Genomic DNA, 18,785 nt, shown 5'->3' on the forward strand with positions numbered 1-18,785 from the left:
CAAAGATAACTAGTCTAGCTCTTCAAAATCAATGTATTCACCTACTTTTTCTGAATCGCTCTTTTTTCGAGATGGTTTTTTATTGATAATAACACTTTCATCATCCTCTTGTTGAAAAGGACGTTGATTGTCAAAAGCTTCCCTAAAATGAGATTCTGTTTTCTTGGCTGCGTAGTTCAATATTTTCGGTGCAAACAACTTCGCCAAAAATTTCAGCAAGTAATACACCAAAAGAATAATTAATATAGTTTTTAAAAAAGCCATTTATTCTTACTTAAGATATATCAAAAATACAATTATCACGTTGTATATAAAGAATCATACTATTAAAATAAATATAAAATCGTGTTCATGAATAGTCTTTTTGCCTACTCTAAATCATATAAATACGTATTAAACTTATTATTTCTTCTGCCATTGGCAGGTATTTCTCAATATACAGATGTAATAAATTCTAATAGACCAGGTGTTTCGGTAAGTGCCTATGCCGTAGGTAGAAATGTTGTTCAAGCAGAACTTGGCTTATTTTACGAGCAGCAAGACCACACTCTTTTAAACACTCAATCTGATATTTGGGGTACTGATTTTTCATTACGTTACGGACTGTTATTTGAAAAGTTAGAATTGAATTACGAAGGCACTTTTCAAGATCAAAACATAACATTCTCTAATTTTGATTTAGAAGGTAAAAGAAGAGATTTTTCAAGAAATCGTTTAGGGTTAAAGTTTTTAGTTTACGACCCGTTTAAAAATCCTGAAGCCAACAAACCAAATCTATATAGTTGGCGAGCAAACAACAAATTTCAGTTTAAAAATCTACTGCCTGCCGTTTCGCTATATGGAGGAGTTAATTTTGTTTTAGGTGATAATCCTTTTTATATCGGAGAGCCGACATTTTCTTACCGAGGTATGATCGTCACTCAAAGTCGTATAACACCAAGGTTTGTATTTATTACCAACACAGCATATGACCGTATTAGCACCGATGATCCCGAGTTAAGCTACACTATATCTTTATCACATGCATTTAGAAATCCAAAATGGAGTGTCTTTGTAGAGCATCAAGGCATACAAAGTGATCGTTATGCAGATTTATTAATTCGTGGTGGTATCGCCCACTTATTAAAAGAAAATCTACAATTGGATTTTAATATGGGCGCAAGTTTAAAAAATACTCCTTCGCGCATTTTCTTTGGCTTGGGTGGTTCTTATAGAATGGATTTTCACAAAGACAAACTAAAACCCATCGAAGACCAAGAAGCTGACCAAAATGGTGGAGCTATTGATAAAAAGGCAATGAAAAAGAAAAGGAAAGAGGATAAGAAAAAAGGTAATGGAGCAGAAGACATTGACCTTGGCCCTTCTAAAAAACAACTTAAGAAATTAAAGAAAGCGGAAAAGAAGAAAAAGAAAGAGAGTAGCGAGATAGACTTTTAATTAGCCACTACCCCTCCCTATTTTTCACTATCAACCACTTTAATTTGTTGATTAATATCACTAATATTGGGACTTCTAAAGAAGTTCGATGATCACATTACATGAAGCTAAAACAAAGCAAGACTTAAAACGCTTTGTAACCTTTCCGTTTTCGCTATACAAAGACAATAAATATTGGGTACCACCAATCATCAATGATGAGCTAGAAAGCTTTGACAAAGATAAAAATCCCGTTTTTAAGGATGCTGAAGCTCGGTTCTTTCTGGCTAAAGATGGAGATAAGATTGTAGGCCGTGTGGCTGCAGTAATCAATCACCTAGAAATAAATCAACAAAACGTAAAAAAAATGCGATTTGGCTGGTTCGACTTCGTTGATGACCCAGCGGTTTCAAAAACACTTTTAGACAAGGTTGCCGAAATAGGAAAAGAACACAACTTAGAATATATGGAAGGTCCCGTAGGATTTTCAAATCTGGATAAAGTTGGAGTTCTAGTAGAAGGTTTTGACCATATTGGCACCATGATTACTTGGTATAACCACGCTTACTACAAAGACCATTATGAAAATTTAGGCTTTGTAAAGGAAAAGGAATACATGGAAAACAAGTTCCCTGCAAAAAATGCAGATCCCGCTTTGTTTACCAGACTGAATGATTTGGTAAAAAAACGCTACGGACTTAAAGAAGTCAATTTTACTAAAACTAAAGAAGTCATGCCTATGGCAGATGAAATGTTCGATCTCTTTAACGCAACATATGCCAACCTTTCTTCATTTGTGCCTATTACAGAAATACAGAAAGCATACTTCAAGAAAAAATATATCAGCTTTATAAATCCAGAATATATAAAGTTTGTAAAGGATAAAGATGACAAGCTAATAGCCTTTGCCATTGTTATGCCTGCTTTTTCCGAAGCTTTACAAAAGGCAAAAGGAAAGTTATTTCCGTTCGGTTTGTTCCATTTATTAAAAGCTAAGAAAAACAGTAAGGATGTTATTTTCTATTTAATAGGTATAGATCCTGAATATCAAAATAAAGGTGTTACGGCTGTAATATTTAACGAATACCATAAAACATTTAGCGAAAAAGGTATTGATATGTGTTACAGAACCCCTGAATTAGAAGAAAATTTAGCTATTAAACAGATGTGGAAACACTTTGACCCTAAAGTCTATAAACGCAGAAGAACGTATAGAAAATCGCTTTAAAAAAAGAGAAAAATAAAAAGCCCGAAATCATTTGATTTCGGGCTTTTCTAATATAATTCAATAAGAAATTACTCTCCCATTGCGGCTGCAACAGCAGCAGATAATCTTTTGTAAGTACCATTCTGCAAACGCTCTCTAATAGCTGAGAATGCTGCCAATGTTTCTTCAACATCTTGCAACGTATGTGTAGCAGTCGGTATTAAACGTAAAAGAATAAGTCCTTTAGGGATTACCGGATACACAACAATAGAACAAAAAATACCGTGATTTTCACGTAAATCTTTTACTAACGCCATTGCCTCAGGAATACTACCATTAAGGTATACCGGTGTAACACAACTAGTAGTTGTACCAATATCAAAACCTTTTTCTTTTAATCCGTTTTGTAATGCATTAACGTTCTCCCAAAGTTTAGCTTTAAGCTCTGGTTGCGTACGTAACATATCTAAACGTTTCAATGCGCCTTTTACATAAACCATTGGTAATGATTTAGCGAACATTTGAGAACGAAGGTTATATTTTAAATAATCTATAATTTCTTGGTCAGCGGCTACGAAAGCACCAATACTGGCCATAGACTTAGCAAAAGTTGCCAAGTAAACATCAATACCATCTTGCACGCCTTGTTCTTGACCTGCACCAGCACCAGTTTCACCTAAGGTTCCGAAACCGTGTGCATCATCAACCAATAATCTAAAGTTGAATTTATCTTTTAAAGCAACAATTTCTTTTAAGATACCTTGCTCTCCACGCATACCAAATACACCTTCAGAAATGACCAAAATACCTCCACCAGTTTGCTCGGCTAATTTTGTAGCACGTTCTAAGTTCTTTTCTAAACTTTCTGGATTATTGTGAACAAACGTAAAACGTTTACCCATATGCAAACGCACACCGTCAATAATACAGGCGTGACAATCTACATCATAAACTATTATATCATCTTTAGTAACAAGGGCGTCAATTACAGACATGAAACCTTGGTACCCAAAATTTAATAAGTAAGAAGCTTCTTTTTGAACAAAAGCAGCACATTCTTGCTCTAATTGCTCATGAAACTCCGTATGACCACTCATCATTCTTGCTCCCATTGGGTATGCAGAACCATATTCAGCTGCAGCCTCACCATCAACCTGCTTTATCTCTGGAAGATTTGCTAACCCTAAATAGTCATTGATACTCCAGGTAATTACATCTTTACCTTGAAATTTCATTCTATTAGAAATAGGACCTTCCAATTTAGGGAACACAAAGTACCCCTCTGCTTGTGAAGCCCATTTACCTAAAGGGCCTTTATTCGCTAAAATTCTATCAAATAAGTCTTTCATTGTTTAATTTGGATCTGTCTGCAAAAGTAAATAATTTTGATAAAAATTCATAAATTATTTACAACGCAAAAAAGTGGGCTATAAACCCACTTTTAATAATACTATATTTTGTATTAATTACTTTATGTATTGGATTTCTTGCGTTTCTTCAACCGTTTCGGTATTTAAGAAACCTTGATCTTCCATCCACTGGTCGCTATATATTTTACTCATGTAACGAGAGCCATGATCAGGAAAGATGCAAACTACATTACTATTTTCGTCAAACGTATTTAATTCATCTAACTGCTTAATAGCCTGCATTACCGCACCACTTGTGTACCCAACAAAGATACCTTCTGTTCTAGAAATCTCTCTAGCCGTATGTGCACTTTCTGCATCGGTTACCTTAATAAACTCGTCTATAGCGCTAAAATCCGTAGCTCCAGGAATTAAATTTTTACCTAAACCTTCTATTCTATATGGGTAGATTTCGTTGGCATCCAACTTACCGGTTTCGTGATATTTTTTCAATACAGAACCAAACGCATCAACACCAATAACTTTAATATTCGGGTTTTGCTCTTTTAAAAAGCGAGCTGTACCAGAAATAGTACCACCTGTACCACTACAAGCAATAAGGTGTGTTATTTGTCCGCCAGTTTGTTCCCAAATTTCAGGACCGGTAGATCTGTAATGCGCTTCCATATTCAGTTTATTAAAATACTGATTGATGTATATGGAACCTTTAGTTTCTTTATGCAATCTTTTAGCCACTTCATAGTACGATCTAGGATCATCTGCACTTACGTGAGCCGGACAAACATATACCTTAGCACCCATAGAGCGAAGCATATCTATTTTATCTGGAGATGATTTAGAACTAACCGCTAGTATACAATCGTACCCTTTAATGATACTTGCCATTGCAATACTAAACCCTGTATTTCCTGAAGTTGTTTCAATTACTGTGCTGCCTTCGGTAAGAATACCTGCTTTCTCTGCCTGCTCAATAATATGAATCGCAATTCTGTCTTTAGAAGAGTGACCTGGATTAAATGCTTCTACCTTGGCGTAAAAATTACCAGTAAGGTTTTTTGCAATTTTGTTTAACTTAACTAGTGGTGTATTACCAACTAGTTCTAATATATTGTTGTAAGCCCTGATCTCATTTTTCATAAGGGGGATATCAATGTTTAGTTAATATATAAACGAAATTTGTTAAAATTTCTGATGCAAATTTACAGTTTTTTTTCCACTATGCGATTTTCCCTTCTAAATCTAAAAGAAATGCATATTCCTTAGCTACCTCTAGTAAAGACTCAAACCTACCCGAAGCACCGCCATGACCTGCCTCCATGTTTGTATTTAACATCAACAGATGATCATCTTTTTTTAATTCCCTTAGTTTAGCCACCCACTTTGCGGGTTCAAAGTATTGTACTTGAGAATCGTGCAACCCTGTTGTTACCAGCATATTTGGATATTCTTGGGGTACAACATTATCATAGGGAGAATATGATTTCATATAATCGTAATATTCTTTTTCATTAGGATTGCCCCACTCATCATACTCACCTGTTGTCAAGGGTATGGAATCATCTAGCATAGTAGTAACAACATCTACAAAAGGTACCGCTGCAATAACGCCGTTGTAAATATCTGGTTGCAAATTAATTATGGCTCCCATTAGCAGACCACCGGCAGAGCCGCCCATTGCATACAAATGCTTGGCACTGGTCATTTTCTGTTTAATCAAATACTTAGAACAATCGATAAAATCTGTGAACGTATTTTTCTTTTTCAAAAGTTTACCAGTTTCGTACCATCTACGCCCTAGATATTCACCTCCTCTAATGTGAGCAATGGCAAAAACAAAACCGCGATCCAATAAACTCAACCTAACGGTAGAAAAATAAGGATCGATCGTAGAACCGTAAGACCCATACGCATATTGTAAAATAGGCGTATTTTCATCTAAAACAGTATCTTTTCTATAAACGATGGACATAGGTATTTTTTCACCATCTCTCGCAGAAGCCCACAAACGTTCCTCTTTATAAGTTTCTTTATCGAACAGACCACCTAGTACCTCTTGTTCTTTTTTGATTTCCTTGGCCTTAGTTCGCATATTAAAATCGATTACCGAACTGGGTGTTGACATAGAGTTGTAAGAATACCTTAAAACCTCAGTATCAAAATCAGGATTACTACCCACATAAGCAGTATACGTTTCACTTTCAAAAGGTAAGAAATACTCTCCTGTTCCATCCCAACGAATAATTCTAATTTTATTAAGTCCGTTTTCACGTTCAGAAAGCACATAGTATTCTTTAAAAATATCCATATCCTCTAAGAGCACATCTTTTCTATGTGGAATAAATTCTTGCCAATGCTCAGAAGAAGTCTTGTCCTCTGAAGTTTGCATCAATTTAAAATTCTCCGCTTTGTCCTTATTGGTTAAAATATAAAAGCTATTTTCATAATGAAAAATAGTGTATTCTAATCCGCGTTCTCTAGGCGAAAATATTTGAAACTCCCCATTGGGTGTATCCGTAGACAGAATTTGAAATTCAGAGGTTAAAGTACTGAACGAACCAATAACCAAGTATTTCTTAGATTTTGTGCGATATATAAATGTACTAAACGTATCATCTTCCTCATGAAAAATCAATACATCTTCAGAAGTTGGAGTACCTAATTTATGCTTGTAAATTTTATCTGAACGGAGAGTAACCGGGTCTTTACGAGTATAAAACAATGTCTCATTATCATTTGCCCAAACTCCGCCACCTGTCGTATTTTCAATTTTATCATCTAGAATAACTCCTGTTTCAAGGTCTTTGATCTGTAAGGTATATTGTCTTCTAGAAACCGTATCTACACCAAAAGCGGCCAATTTATTGTTTGGGCTAATAGCTATACCACCAAGACTAAAATAATCATGGCCTTTAGCCATATCATTACAATTAAATATGATTTCTTCTTCAGCGTCCAGATTATATTTAAATCTAGAATACAAAGGATACTCACCACCAATAACATATCTAGTGCTATACCAATAATCATTCAATTTATAAGGTACAGATGAATCGTCTTCTTTGATCCTACCTTTCATTTCTTGAAATAAATCTTCTTGAAAAACTTTAGTATGCTTTGTCAATGCATCATAATAGTCATTCTCAGCTTCTAGATAAGAAATAACATCTTTGTTTTCCTTATCATTCAACCAATAATAATTATCTACCCGTACATCATCATGAATAACCAATTCTTTGGGAACTTTTTGCGCCTTTGGCGGATGCTTAACACTCATACAAATTTCATTATAAAATAAGACGGCAAAAATAAGACTAATTAAGAGACCCCCGTTTTATTACAGTTAAAAACTAAAATGCCCCTATTTTTATTATTTTTACAACCTAAATTAAAAATGAAATTATGTTCGGAGATATGATGGGTATGATGGGAAAGCTTAAAGAGACCCAAAAAAAAGTAGAAGAAACCAAAAAAAGATTAGATATAGTTTCTTTAGAAGAAAAGTCTAATGACGGTTTAGTTTCTGTTACCATAACAGCGAATAGAGAAATTAAGAAAATAGCAATAGATGACAGTCTTTTGCAAGATAAAGAGCAACTAGAAGATTATTTAATTCTAACGTTAAATAAGGCTATAAAAAATGCAACTAACGTTAACGAAACCGAATTAGCAGCTGTTGCTAAGGACGGAATGCCCAATATTCCTGGCATGGATTCGTTATTTAAGTAAGATTGGCAAGTTTTTTGTAGCTAACCTTTTAAATAATTAATTATGAAGTATATTATTTTATTATTCATGATTCCGCTTTTTGCATCTGCACAGGCTGACTATAATAGTGTAGATGATTCTAAATGGCTTACCAATTATGATAATGCTATTTCAAAAGCAAAAAAACAACATAAAAATGTACTCGTATATTTTACCGGCAGCGACTGGTGTCCGCCTTGTAAAATGTTAAAAACCGATTTATTCGATACGAACCAGTTTCAAGAATTATCAAGCAACTACATTCTTCTTTATATCGATATACCTAGAAATAGAGACTTAATTTCAGAGAAACAAATGATTCACAATAAAGAATTATTGACCAAATTAAATAAGAAGAAAGTATTTCCAATGTTTAAAGTAATCGATGCTAAAGGGAATGAACTAGATAAATTATCTGGTTATAGTATGAATGGCGTTGTAGATTCTCACCTAAAACTTTTAGAGAAAAATAAATAGAAAACAATACTATTAAATAAAAAGGGTTTACATGATGTAAGCCCTTTTTATTTTTATATACCTCTGTAAACCAAGTTTAAGAAACAACTTTAGCAAGTATCCAATTGTCATTTAAACAAAAAAATAGATAACCTATTTCTTTTAACTTTATTATAAAACTTATACTCTTCTATATCTTATATCTAAAGCTTACAAAGACTGTATATAATTAAAATTCTTATATACTAAATCAAATCTTCGTACCTCAGCATTAATAACAATATTGTTCACCTTAATGCCGAGGTACGAAGAATTTTTATGATCACACCTTAATATCTATAGATTAAAATGGACCATAAACTAAAAGTCTTTGCAGATCATAGAATAGCAACTTTAAAGCATAAAAAAAGGGCTTACTTTACGTAAGCCCTTTTTAAATAAACAACCTAATTACTAGTTATTGATTAATCTAAATTGAGTTCTTCTGTTTACAGCGTGCTCTCTTGAAGTACAAGAAACACCATCCTTACATCTGTTTAATAATTTAGTTTCACCGTAACCGTTAGCTACTAAAAGACTAGAGTTAACACCTTTTGAGATTAAGTAATCCGCAACCGCCTTAGCTCTTCTTTCAGAAAGATTCTGGTTAGATACAGCGCTACCTTGTGCATCTGTATGAGAAGCTAATTCAACTTTAACACCTGGGTTTTGAGCTAATACAGGCAATAATCTTTCATCGATGATACTTTTAGCCTGTGAAGTTAAAGTTGAACTTCCTAACTCCCAGTTAATAGGTAACGCTTGGTACTCAACTAATGCACATTCTACTTCTTTCCATGTAGTTAGACCACCTTTTTCTTTTAAAACTTCTTTAGTTAGTGTAGTAGTTTTAGCAGGAACTATTTCTTCAACAGTATAAGCATCTTTGTCTAATACGGTTTTAGTAATTTCTCTGTACTCAGCAGGAATAATTTTCTCAACAACAGTTGCAGGAGAAATCAATACTGATTTAGTGTAAGATCCATTTTTAGAACCTAATGGAGAACTCGTAGTAGATGCATCATTTGCAAGAACTTGAGTTGAAACTGTTTCAAATTGTGCAGGATACCCTTTATAACACCAGTATCTACAATCATCTGGGTTTCCAGACTCACAATCAGGAGCAGCAACACCTAGCTCCCATTGAGCATAAGCTGGCTTTATTTCTAAAGTTTGTGTACTAGGAGAAAAAGAAGCAGGGATTACCTGTAAAGAATTTCCACCTCCTTTTGATACATACGTTACAGTTTCAGTGCCCCATTTTGCAGGAACAACTGTAAGTACTTTTTCTTCTTCTCTCACTAATACACGTTCTGTAATTGTTTTAAATGTAGCAGGAATCGTTTTTAAAATCTTGTAAGACGGATTTGTTGTAATTGTAGTTGATTCGTTTACATAAACATCAGGAGTTGTACAACGAACGTAACATTTACCAGGTTCTGGATTTGACGGCAAGTCTTGTGCCATTGCAAAAGAAGCTGTGAACGCAACTGCTAGAAATAATACTTTTTTCATTTTGATAAGGATTTAAATAGTTAATATTTGGCAATTTATGTTAATATTTTAACATTTAAATAAGAAACGTCTTACTTTTTGCAAGTTTTATCTTAATCAAAAGTTAATGAGTTAACCTCTCAATAGTTTAGACACAGTATTATTTGAATGGTCACTAAAAACCAGAGAAAATATTAATTATCTTTAGTGATATGATTAAAATTGACAAAAAGGAGGACGGGTTTTATCAATTCATTTTGAAGTCTGATAGTGGTAACATTCTATTAAAGAGTGTTTCGTTCAGTACTGAGAACGAATTAGATAACACTATAAAAGATATAAAAGCGTTGAAAAACGCCAATGGTAAATTCTTCGAAAGAAAAACAAATACCGATGGTAAGTTTTTAGTAGAATTAAAAAACTCTATTGGAAAAATAGTTGGCTCCAGCGGTCTTTATTCCTCTGAAGCCGGTATGGAAAACGGAATATTGAATATTTCTAACAGTATAGATTTAGGCATTAAATAGAATTTAATTGTTTCAATAATTCTTCATGCATGTCATTCGTATAATCTAGATGGGTAACCATTCTTAGCTTTCCTTGACCCATTCCTATAATCAAAATGTCTTTATCTTTTAAGGTATTTACAAATTGATCGCTGGTCATAAAAGCTTCATCTATCTCAAAAATGACAATATTCGTCTCTATAGGCTCTACCTTTTTTATAAAAGATTTGGCGGCTAAAGCTTTTCCTATTTCTTTTGCCTTTTTATGATCTTCAACTAATCTGTCAACATGATTATCTAAGGCATATATTGCTGCAGCAGCCAAAAAACCTGACTGGCGCATACCACCACCAAAAATCTTACGAATACGTAGCGCTTTATCCATATGCTCTTTAGTTCCAATCAACAAAGAACCTACCGGGCAACCCAAACCTTTGCTTAAACAAACACTAATAGTATCGAAAAGTTGACCATATTGCAATGCAGTCTCATTACTTTCTACCATGGCATTCCATAAACGGGCTCCGTCTAAATGGTAACCTAACATATGTTCATCACAGACTTTTCTGATTTTTTGTAATTCTTGAAAATCCCAACAAGTACCACCTCCTTTATTCGCAGTATTCTCTACACATACCAAAGTAGATAACGGGCTATGATAAAAATCCGGAGGATTAATTGCAGCTTCTACCTGAGTAGCGGTCATTGTGCCCCTGTCACCATCTACCAACCTACAAGAGACTCCGCTATTAAAACTTACTCCCCCACCCTCATAATTAAAGATATGCGCATATTTATCACAAATCAATTGTTCACCAGGCTGCGTATGTAATTTAATTGCTGTCTGGTTGGTCATAGTACCACTAGGGAAAAACAACGCAGATTCCATTCCAAAAAGTTTGCCCGCTTTTTCTTCCAAAGCATTTACCGTGGGATCCTCTTTGAATACATCGTCACCAACCGCTGCAGACATCATAGCATCTAACATGCCTGGCGTAGGCTTTGTTACCGTATCACTGATAAGATTAATTAGCATAAAATCTGTACAATTGAATTAATGAAAACAACTTGTTCCTATTGGTGAACCATCAGGAATCTTTGGTGAAGGTATCACTTTGAATAATTCTGGATGCTCACTAAATGTTTTTATTCTTTTCACCATTTCTGCACTAATTGCATTTGAACCTGAATCTTTATTAAATTGAGTACGTAACTCTTTTAATTTTTGAGATGCTATCGCATTTACCTGCGGATGCACATTCGTATGCCCTGCCAAGTTCATAATATGAAGCAATACCCTAAAATTGATAATTGTCTGTGCTTCGTTCAGGTAAGCGTCTTTCTGTTTCTTATTAATAGTTGATGCTATCAATTTATCTAACACCTCACCTAAACCAACATTATCGGTATCAATTGACTTTTGCTGAATAAGTCTAGAAGCTTTCTCCGGGTGTAACAAAAATTTCAATGTCATATCAGAAGCAGTTTCAACAGCTGACAATGCATCAAAAGAAACCCCTGTTTTACCATTAATAGATTCTCTTGTTCTTGGCGTACCAAAAGAACGTGGCGGAAACAAGCTCAACTTATCTTTAGGTATAGCGATCTCAATGGCATCTATAGTTTTTAAAACAACTTTCAATGCTTCTTCTTGCATTGCTTTATCCGCAATAGCAACAACTTCTTGTCCGTCACCTTTCACTGCATAATTATATTCTAATCCCCCTATAACTTTTGCCACACCTTCAGTTTGGTATCTATGAAAGAAATATAACGGAACAAAAACATCCTCTAAAACAGAATATGGCGTACCATTCTGGATATTATCTACAGAAAAATTATTGATAGCCACTTTACGCAACTTTAACATATCATCTAATTCTTTGCTAACATTTGTACCGTTATCCCATAAATGAGCTAGTACATGTGCACTACCCTGCGGACGTGCATCTTGATCGGTAATATAACGTAGTCCATCAGCTTTAGCTTTATCTAAAATCTTATTTAATTCATCTTTCTCGTTATTCCCTTCATTGAAGCTCTGATAAGAATAGGCAACTGTTACTTTATCCCAATCTCCTATACCTACTTCATAAGCTTTAGAAAAATCTACCTTACCATCAACTAAAGTAAACTGCGGATGAGGATAATCCATCACAGAAGCTTTACCCGTTGTACTTGCCGCATAATTATGAGCAAAACCTAAAGTATGTCCAATTTCATGAGCTGACAGTTGACGAATACGGGCAATAGCCATTTCTAACATTGGCTGATAATTATCATCTCTTTCAGCAAAAGGTTTATTCATTAATGCTTGAGCAATTAAAAAATCTTGACGTATTCTCAAGCTTCCTAAACTTACATGCCCTTTCATAATTTCCCCAGTTCTTGGATCTGTAATGCTACTTCCATAGCTCCAACCTCTTGTAGACCGGTGCACCCATTGAATAACATTATATCGAACATCTAAGGGGTCTGCATCATCTGGTAACATTTTTAATTGAAAGGCATCTTTATATCCAATTGCCTCGAAAGCCTGGTTCCACCAACGACCACCTTCTAAAAGTGCAGAACGTACCGGTTCTGGCGTACCATTATCTAAATAATAAATAATTGGCTCAACCGCTTCACTAACCGCAGCTGTAGGATCTTTTTTCTCTAAACGGTGTCTTCTTATAAATTGCTTTAAAATATTAGATTCAACAGGAGTTGCATAATCATAATAATTAAAAGGAGATGATCCTGACCTAGGATCAAACACACGTTTTTCATAATTATCATCAGGCAGCTCAATAAAAGAATGATGCTCTGCAACGGTTACCAAACTAGCATTTGGAGCTACACTTCTTATATAGCCACCTTTAGGTTCACCTTTAAAAGTCATGGTAACATCAAACTCTACATTCTTCGGAAATGCTTTTGTTCTATCTAAAGCAAATGCACTTTTAGATTTATCTAAGCTATACGAACCTTGCTCTGTTCTTTTTAAACGGTTAGAAACACCGTGAGCATCTTGTATTAAAAAATCGGTAATATCAATAACATAAGTACCGCCCTTCTCTTCTATTATAGGAAAACCGAATAATATTGATTTAGCAAAAGCCTGCTCTACAGATTTACGCTCTAATTCATTATCAGTAATCGCCCTATATTTCATATTCGGCTGAACCAATAATAGTTTGTTACCAGCTTTCTTAAAAAATACTACTTGCTCATCACCTAATTGACCTCGATCCAAACCTATGTCATTACTACCAATTCCACTACTTAAAGAGTAAACATATAAAAACTCTTCATTTAAATTATCTACCTCTAAAAAGATTTTGTCAGCATCGCCATCATAATAAAAATCATAAAGCCCCTCGTACTTAGTAAAGTTCTTCTTTTTATCACTAAACTGCGCAGATAACATATTAATTGATAGTAATACTAGCCCAACCAATAGTGCGTAATTCTTTCTCATTTTCAATTAGTTTTCTCTAAAAGTATAGAAAAACTTACGAATGAAAAACAAGAGTAGCCAACTAAATTATAAATACCGTACTTGTTAAAAATGCTGTCGAATTATTACAGAATAAAGAAAAAATCTACCGATTATTACAAAAATGTCATTTGTTTATTGCTTTTTATCATGTACCTTTTAACAAAAGAATATATATGACCAACATTGAAAATCAAATTTTTTCTTCTTATCAAAGAAATCCAGATTTATATGATGAAATATATGATAAGAATGGAAAAATAAAGGAGGTATACCAAAAACTATTTAACCTTTATGGCGAACATTCTATTATTGATTATGTATCATTAAATAACAAAGCCAAATCTTCTTTTTTTAATCAAGGAATCACCTTTCAAGTTTATGGTGAAAACAATGTACAAGAAAAGATATTTCCATTTGACCTTTTTCCTCGAATAATAGACCCAGTCGATTGGGATATAATAGAGAGAGGTTCTATACAAAGAAGTAAAGCTTTAAATCTATTTCTATGGGACATTTACCATGACAAGAAAATTCTTAAGGACAAGGTTGTTCCAATAGACCTTATTACGTCTTCTGCCAATTATCTAGACCAAATGAATGGTGTAAATCCGCCAGGTGGCATATACAACCATATTTCAGGTACTGATGTTATAAAACATAAAGACGGTAAGTATTATGTTCTCGAAGACAATATTAGATGTCCTTCTGGGGTAAGTTATGTAATCTGCAATCGAACAGCTCTAAAAAAGGCGCTTTTCGGAGTATTCAATCACTATCAAACCCACACGGTGACTAATTATGCCGAAAATTTGTTAGAACTGTTAGAATCAGTAAAACCTAAAGGCGTAGATATACCCAATGTTGTGGTAATTACTCCCGGAATGTACAATTCCGCTTTTTATGAACATTCATATTTAGCAAAAACTATGGGTGTAGAACTTGTAGAGGGTCGTGACCTTTTTGTAGAGAATGATTTTGTATATATGAAAACCATTAAAGGACCTGAAAGGGTAGATGTTATATATAGAAGAATAGATGATCAATTTATCGACCCCTTAGAATTTAATCCCGATTCAGTTCTTGGAGTTCCAGGATTATTCGCTGCCTACAAAAAAGGTAATATAACTTTAGCAAATGCTCCCGGTACTGGTGTTGCAGATGACAAAGCGGTTTACACCTATATGCCACAGATTATTAAATACTACCTAGACGAGGAACCTATATTAAACAATGTTCATACTTATCACTGTAGTAGACCAGAGGAATTAAAGTATGTATTAGAACATATTCATGAATTGGTTATCAAACCGGTCGATGAAGCAGGGGGTTATGGTATTTCAATTGGCAACAAGCTTACCAAAGCAGAAATAGAAAAGGTAAAAGCTGAAGTAAAAGCAAGTCCGAGAAAATATGTTGCTCAACCAATTATGTCGTTATCTGTACACCCAACTTATATAGACGACACAGAATCTTTTGAACAACGACACGTAGATTTGAGAACATTTACTGTTCTTGGAAAAGACAAAGAATTTGTTTTAAAAGGAGGATTGACACGTGTAGCGTTAAAAAGAGGAAATTTAATTGTAAACTCATCTCAAGGTGGTGGATCTAAAGATACCTGGGTACTAAAAAAATAAATAAAATATATGTTAGCAAGAGTAGCCAATAACTTATTTTGGATGGGTCGTTATATAGAACGTTCAGAACACGTAGCAAGATATTTAAATGTAAATTATTTCTCTTCGTTAGATGCACCTAATCTTAAATCTCAAGATAGACAATTCGTTTTAAGATCCATGTTATTTATGGTAGGTGACCCCGAAGAGGATCAAGAGAAATTTTTAAAAGAAGAAGATGTATTATACAAAATTGGGCTTGACCCTACGCATAGCTCATCCATAATTAACAATATAAAATTTGCCCGAGAAAACGCGAACAGCGCACGTGATTTAATTTCGACCGAGTTATATGAAGCAATTAATAAATTCTATCATTTTGTCGTAAACTACCCAAAAGAAATATTTGTAAAAAATGGATTGCACGATTTCACTACCCACGTAGCGGAAATGACAGATATTTTAAGGGGAAAAATTAGAGGTACCCTTTTACATGATGCAACCTATGCTATAATTTCAATGGGTATAAATATTGAACGAGCCACTCAAATTACCAGAATGATCAATGCGAAATATAATGATGCATTATTATCTCAAGATGGTGAAAACGAAAGGTTCAGTAAAAGTTTCGAATGGACGACACTACTAAAATGCGCAGAGTCTTATGATATGATGCGAAGGTTTTACAAAAAGACCCCAACTAGTATCTCAACTCTAGAATTTTTAATTTTAAACCCTAATTGTCCTAGATCAGTAATGAATTCACTGAACCAGGTTAATCGACATGTAAAAATGTTGAATCCAGAAAAAAGATACAATAAAGATTCAACCGCATTTTTAATCGGTAGGGTTAGGTCTGAATACGAGTTTAAATATATTGAAGAAATTGATGAGGATATTAAATCATTTATAGAAGATATTTTAAAAAGTCTTGTTGATATAAGTGACAAGGTAGATGATGAATTTTTTAACTATTAAACAGGTTAAATAAGGTATATTTGTTCTTATGCCGAGAGAATTTGAAATTACCTATATAGCAGAGAATATTTATGACGATTGGGTGCATGATGCACATTGGCAATTTTTAATAATTCCCACAGAAAACGATAGTCAATACGAAGTTGAAATTGAATTCGATAATTCGCTATATGCCAATACCGAATTATCGATTAATGGGTATGGTTTCAAAACTCTTCGGGTTCATCCGAAAAAAAGATTTAAGAAAATCTCTTTTGAAGCTAAATTTAAATTTAAAAAGGATGAAATCGACCCATATAATTTCAATATAAATCCAGATATTTCAATAGCTTATAGCGAGCTACAAAATTTAGATTTTAAAATAACCTATGAGCGTTTTCTTAAATTAACTTCGTTTACAATATTAGAAAGTTTACAAGAACAATTATTTAAGTTCAACAAATCTCTCTCTATTTTTGATAATCTAGAAGCGCTCAATCATTGGATATTTGAATATATTACCTTTACCACTGGCGTAACAGAAGTAGGCACAACAATTAAAGATGTTATTGCCAAGAAAAAAGGAGTATGTCAAGATTTCGCACACTTATTTTGTGCTTTAGCGAGAACTAATGGTGTACCCACCAGATATGTTTCTGGGTATCTTGATCAAGAAAGTGGGTTTATTGGAGACTCTCAAATGCACGCTTGGGTAGAATCATATATTCCTGGAATTGGGTGGAAAGGATTCGACCCTACCAACAATATCTTAGCAAACACCAACCACATAAAAGTATCGCACGGAAAAGATTATAATGATTGTGCACCGTTAAAAGGCATAATTCATACCGTTGGGCGAAACAAAACATCTCACTCGGTAATAGTTCAAAGCCAACAATAAGTATTCTCCAAATATCTCTCTTTTTTTATTTAAAAGAGTATTATTTTTACCCAAAATAAAATTGTATGAACGTAAGTACAGACCACTACAAAGGTCTTATAGATCGCCTCGGTGCGTTAAGGAGGTATCTTTGACATCGATGCAAAATTAATAGAAATAGAAAACGAGCAAGAAAAAACCTTGGCTCCAGACTTTTGGGACAACCCACAAGAAGCTCAGGCACATATGAAATTTATCCAGTCTAAAAAACAATGGGTAGATGATTATAATACTGCAGAATTGCTAATTGCAGACCTAGAAGTACTAATTGAATTTCAACAAGAAGGAGAAGTCACAGAAACCGAAGTAGAAAGCCATTACGACAAAGCTTTGAATACTTTAGAGAAAATGGAATTCAAAAACATGCTTTCTGAAGAAGGCGATGAATTACCGGCAGTATTACAAATTACAGCAGGTGCAGGTGGTACCGAAAGCTGTGATTGGGCTGCTATGCTCATGCGTATGTATATGATGTGGGCAGAAAAGAACGGGTACAAAATTAAAGAACTCAATTATCAAGATGGCGATGTCGCAGGTATTAAAACTGTAACATTAGAAATTGATGGGGAATTTGCCTTTGGATGGTTAAAAGGAGAAAACGGAGTACATCGTTTAGTACGTATTTCTCCGTTCGACAGTAATGCTAAAAGGCACACTTCTTTTGTATCTGTATATGTGTATCCTTTAGTAGATGATAGCATAGAGGTAGATGTGAACCCCGCAGATATAACAATCACCACAGCTAGATCAAGTGGTGCTGGCGGTCAAAATGTAAACAAAGTAGAAACCAAGGTACAATTGACACACCACCCTACAGGCATTCAAATTTCTTGTTCAGATAGTAGAAGTCAACATGACAACAGAGCGACAGCAATGAAAATGCTAAAATCTCAACTATATGAAATAGAACTGCGCAAAAAGATGGAAGCTCGTCAAGAAATTGAGTCCTCTAAAATGAAAATTGAATGGGGTTCCCAGATTAGAAATTACGTAATGCATCCATACAAATTAGTAAAAGATGTAAGAACAGGTCAAGAAACAGGTAATGTCGATAATGTTATGGACGGTGATATTGATCAGTTTCTAAAAGCATTTTTAATGATGATGGGCCAAAAAGAGGAAGAATAACAAAAAAGCACCCTTATTCATTAATTATGAATAAGGATACAACTTATTAAAATTACTAAGCATGATTAAAATATACCACAATTCTAGATGTAGCAAGTCTAGACAAGGTCTTAAAGTACTTGAAGATTCTGGCAAGAAATTTGAAGTAATAAAGTATTTAGAAGATATACCTACTAAAGATGAATTAAGAAATATCATTAGTTGCTTAGGTATTAAACCAATTAATCTAGTACGTAAATCAGAAGCAATTTGGAAGGATAAATTCAAAAATTCACCACTCAATGATGAGGAATTATTAGATGCAATGATTACATACCCCAAACTAATTGAAAGACCAATTGTTATTAATGGGAACAGTGCCGTAATTGGCAGACCGGCATCCAATATAGATTCTATTTTAAAATAGGTTTTACTAATATTGAGCATCA

The 18,785-nt window shown here is 34.1% G+C and carries 17 protein-coding genes; 10 read left to right on the forward strand and 7 right to left on the reverse strand.

What is annotated here, in order from left to right; genetic code table 11:
* Positions 1 to 9: 9 nt before the first annotated feature.
* Complete coding sequence (locus ACJJVP_RS16980) at positions 10 to 264, reverse strand: DUF4834 domain-containing protein (RefSeq protein ID WP_405415574.1); 255 nt, start codon at positions 262 to 264, stop codon at positions 10 to 12.
* 87 nt (positions 265 to 351) lie between these two features.
* Here ACJJVP_RS16980 and ACJJVP_RS16985 point away from each other — a divergent pair, with 87 nt between their 5' ends.
* A complete protein-coding gene (locus ACJJVP_RS16985) occupies positions 352 to 1,437 on the forward strand; it encodes a transporter (protein WP_405415577.1) in 1,086 nt (361 codons plus the stop codon).
* 88 nt (positions 1,438 to 1,525) lie between these two features.
* Positions 1,526 to 2,644 carry a GTP cyclohydrolase gene (locus ACJJVP_RS16990; RefSeq protein WP_405415580.1) on the forward strand — a complete coding sequence of 373 codons (1,119 nt, stop codon included), beginning with the start codon at positions 1,526 to 1,528 and terminating at the stop codon, positions 2,642 to 2,644.
* A 68-nt stretch (positions 2,645 to 2,712) separates the two neighbouring features.
* Here ACJJVP_RS16990 and ACJJVP_RS16995 read toward each other — a convergent pair whose 3' ends face one another.
* From ACJJVP_RS16995 to ACJJVP_RS17005, 3 genes are all read right to left on the reverse strand, one after another.
* The gene (locus ACJJVP_RS16995; protein ID WP_036153710.1) at positions 2,713 to 3,972 is read right to left on the reverse strand and encodes an aminotransferase class I/II-fold pyridoxal phosphate-dependent enzyme; all 1,260 of its coding nucleotides are present in this window, start codon (positions 3,970 to 3,972) and stop codon (positions 2,713 to 2,715) included.
* A 117-nt stretch (positions 3,973 to 4,089) separates the two neighbouring features.
* The gene (locus ACJJVP_RS17000; RefSeq protein WP_405415582.1) at positions 4,090 to 5,130 is read right to left on the reverse strand and encodes a PLP-dependent cysteine synthase family protein; all 1,041 of its coding nucleotides are present in this window, start codon (positions 5,128 to 5,130) and stop codon (positions 4,090 to 4,092) included.
* 79 nt (positions 5,131 to 5,209) lie between these two features.
* The gene (locus tag ACJJVP_RS17005; protein WP_405415584.1) at positions 5,210 to 7,267 is read right to left on the reverse strand and encodes a S9 family peptidase; all 2,058 of its coding nucleotides are present in this window, start codon (positions 7,265 to 7,267) and stop codon (positions 5,210 to 5,212) included.
* Positions 7,268 to 7,392: 125 nt separating this feature from the next.
* On the opposite strand from ACJJVP_RS17005, the gene ACJJVP_RS17010 reads away from it, so the two are divergent.
* Together ACJJVP_RS17010 and ACJJVP_RS17015 are read left to right on the forward strand one after the other, a co-directional pair.
* On the forward strand, positions 7,393 to 7,719 hold the full coding sequence (locus tag ACJJVP_RS17010; protein ID WP_405415587.1) for a YbaB/EbfC family nucleoid-associated protein: 327 nt from the start codon (positions 7,393 to 7,395) through the stop codon (positions 7,717 to 7,719).
* 42 nt (positions 7,720 to 7,761) lie between these two features.
* Positions 7,762 to 8,214 carry a thioredoxin family protein gene (locus ACJJVP_RS17015; RefSeq protein WP_405415589.1) on the forward strand — a complete coding sequence of 151 codons (453 nt, stop codon included), beginning with the start codon at positions 7,762 to 7,764 and terminating at the stop codon, positions 8,212 to 8,214.
* A gap of 432 nt (positions 8,215 to 8,646) precedes the next feature.
* Here the strand turns inward: ACJJVP_RS17015 and ACJJVP_RS17020 are convergent, their stop codons facing one another.
* Positions 8,647 to 9,747 carry an OmpA family protein gene (locus ACJJVP_RS17020; RefSeq protein ID WP_405415591.1) on the reverse strand — a complete coding sequence of 367 codons (1,101 nt, stop codon included), beginning with the start codon at positions 9,745 to 9,747 and terminating at the stop codon, positions 8,647 to 8,649.
* A gap of 191 nt (positions 9,748 to 9,938) precedes the next feature.
* On the opposite strand from ACJJVP_RS17020, the gene ACJJVP_RS17025 reads away from it, so the two are divergent.
* A complete protein-coding gene (locus ACJJVP_RS17025) occupies positions 9,939 to 10,253 on the forward strand; it encodes a YegP family protein (RefSeq protein ID WP_405415594.1) in 315 nt (104 codons plus the stop codon).
* Here ACJJVP_RS17025 and ACJJVP_RS17030 read toward each other — a convergent pair.
* Together ACJJVP_RS17030 and ACJJVP_RS17035 are read right to left on the reverse strand one after the other, a co-directional pair.
* Positions 10,246 to 11,268, reverse strand: a complete 1,023-nt coding sequence (locus ACJJVP_RS17030; RefSeq protein ID WP_405415596.1) for a threonine aldolase family protein — start codon at positions 11,266 to 11,268, stop codon at positions 10,246 to 10,248. The genes ACJJVP_RS17025 and ACJJVP_RS17030 overlap by 8 nt on opposite strands.
* Positions 11,269 to 11,286: 18 nt before the next feature.
* Complete coding sequence (locus ACJJVP_RS17035) at positions 11,287 to 13,695, reverse strand: zinc-dependent metalloprotease (protein ID WP_405415598.1); 2,409 nt, start codon at positions 13,693 to 13,695, stop codon at positions 11,287 to 11,289.
* Positions 13,696 to 13,889: 194 nt separating this feature from the next.
* On the opposite strand from ACJJVP_RS17035, the gene ACJJVP_RS17040 reads away from it, so the two are divergent.
* The 5 genes from ACJJVP_RS17040 to arsC all read left to right on the forward strand — a co-directional run bounded on the left by ACJJVP_RS17040 (position 13,890) and on the right by arsC (position 18,763).
* The gene (locus ACJJVP_RS17040) at positions 13,890 to 15,353 is read left to right on the forward strand and encodes a circularly permuted type 2 ATP-grasp protein (RefSeq protein WP_405415600.1); all 1,464 of its coding nucleotides are present in this window, start codon (positions 13,890 to 13,892) and stop codon (positions 15,351 to 15,353) included.
* A gap of 9 nt (positions 15,354 to 15,362) precedes the next feature.
* On the forward strand, positions 15,363 to 16,310 hold the full coding sequence (locus tag ACJJVP_RS17045) for an alpha-E domain-containing protein (protein ID WP_405415602.1): 948 nt from the start codon (positions 15,363 to 15,365) through the stop codon (positions 16,308 to 16,310).
* 28 nt (positions 16,311 to 16,338) lie between these two features.
* Positions 16,339 to 17,190 (forward strand): transglutaminase family protein, encoded by an 852-nt coding sequence (locus ACJJVP_RS17050; protein WP_405415605.1) that lies wholly within the window; start codon positions 16,339 to 16,341, stop codon positions 17,188 to 17,190.
* 65 nt (positions 17,191 to 17,255) lie between these two features.
* Positions 17,256 to 18,357 (forward strand): peptide chain release factor 2 gene (gene prfB, locus ACJJVP_RS17055; protein WP_405415608.1). Its coding sequence is split into 2 segments (ribosomal slippage): positions 17,256 to 17,321 and positions 17,323 to 18,357, totalling 1,101 coding nucleotides; the frame shifts between segments, so codons are not numbered across the junction.
* Between the two features lie 61 nt (positions 18,358 to 18,418).
* A complete protein-coding gene (gene arsC / locus ACJJVP_RS17060) occupies positions 18,419 to 18,763 on the forward strand; it encodes an arsenate reductase (glutaredoxin) (RefSeq protein ID WP_405415610.1) in 345 nt (114 codons plus the stop codon).
* Positions 18,764 to 18,785: the final 22 nt, after the last annotated feature.

This window comes from Maribacter sp. Asnod1-A12, assembly GCF_045063735.1.
Lineage (GTDB): Bacteria > Bacteroidota > Bacteroidia > Flavobacteriales > Flavobacteriaceae > Maribacter.

Excerpts from the sequence above, each read along its gene's own strand:
- ACJJVP_RS16980 (WP_405415574.1), bottom strand. The coding sequence starts at position 264 with ATGGCTTTTTTAAAAACTATATTAATTATTCTTTTGGTGTATTACTTG.
- ACJJVP_RS16985 (WP_405415577.1), top strand. The coding sequence starts at position 352 with ATGAATAGTCTTTTTGCCTACTCTAAATCATATAAATACGTATTAAAC.
- ACJJVP_RS16990 (WP_405415580.1), top strand. The coding sequence starts at position 1,526 with ATGATCACATTACATGAAGCTAAAACAAAGCAAGACTTAAAACGCTTT.
- ACJJVP_RS16995 (WP_036153710.1), bottom strand. The coding sequence starts at position 3,972 with ATGAAAGACTTATTTGATAGAATTTTAGCGAATAAAGGCCCTTTAGGT.
- ACJJVP_RS17000 (WP_405415582.1), bottom strand. The coding sequence starts at position 5,130 with ATGAAAAATGAGATCAGGGCTTACAACAATATATTAGAACTAGTTGGT.
- ACJJVP_RS17005 (WP_405415584.1), bottom strand. The coding sequence starts at position 7,267 with ATGAGTGTTAAGCATCCGCCAAAGGCGCAAAAAGTTCCCAAAGAATTG.
- ACJJVP_RS17010 (WP_405415587.1), top strand. The coding sequence starts at position 7,393 with ATGTTCGGAGATATGATGGGTATGATGGGAAAGCTTAAAGAGACCCAA.
- ACJJVP_RS17015 (WP_405415589.1), top strand. The coding sequence starts at position 7,762 with ATGAAGTATATTATTTTATTATTCATGATTCCGCTTTTTGCATCTGCA.
- ACJJVP_RS17020 (WP_405415591.1), bottom strand. The coding sequence starts at position 9,747 with ATGAAAAAAGTATTATTTCTAGCAGTTGCGTTCACAGCTTCTTTTGCA.
- ACJJVP_RS17025 (WP_405415594.1), top strand. The coding sequence starts at position 9,939 with ATGATTAAAATTGACAAAAAGGAGGACGGGTTTTATCAATTCATTTTG.
- ACJJVP_RS17030 (WP_405415596.1), bottom strand. The coding sequence starts at position 11,268 with ATGCTAATTAATCTTATCAGTGATACGGTAACAAAGCCTACGCCAGGC.
- ACJJVP_RS17035 (WP_405415598.1), bottom strand. The coding sequence starts at position 13,695 with ATGAGAAAGAATTACGCACTATTGGTTGGGCTAGTATTACTATCAATT.
- ACJJVP_RS17040 (WP_405415600.1), top strand. The coding sequence starts at position 13,890 with ATGACCAACATTGAAAATCAAATTTTTTCTTCTTATCAAAGAAATCCA.
- ACJJVP_RS17045 (WP_405415602.1), top strand. The coding sequence starts at position 15,363 with ATGTTAGCAAGAGTAGCCAATAACTTATTTTGGATGGGTCGTTATATA.
- ACJJVP_RS17050 (WP_405415605.1), top strand. The coding sequence starts at position 16,339 with ATGCCGAGAGAATTTGAAATTACCTATATAGCAGAGAATATTTATGAC.
- arsC (WP_405415610.1), top strand. The coding sequence starts at position 18,419 with ATGATTAAAATATACCACAATTCTAGATGTAGCAAGTCTAGACAAGGT.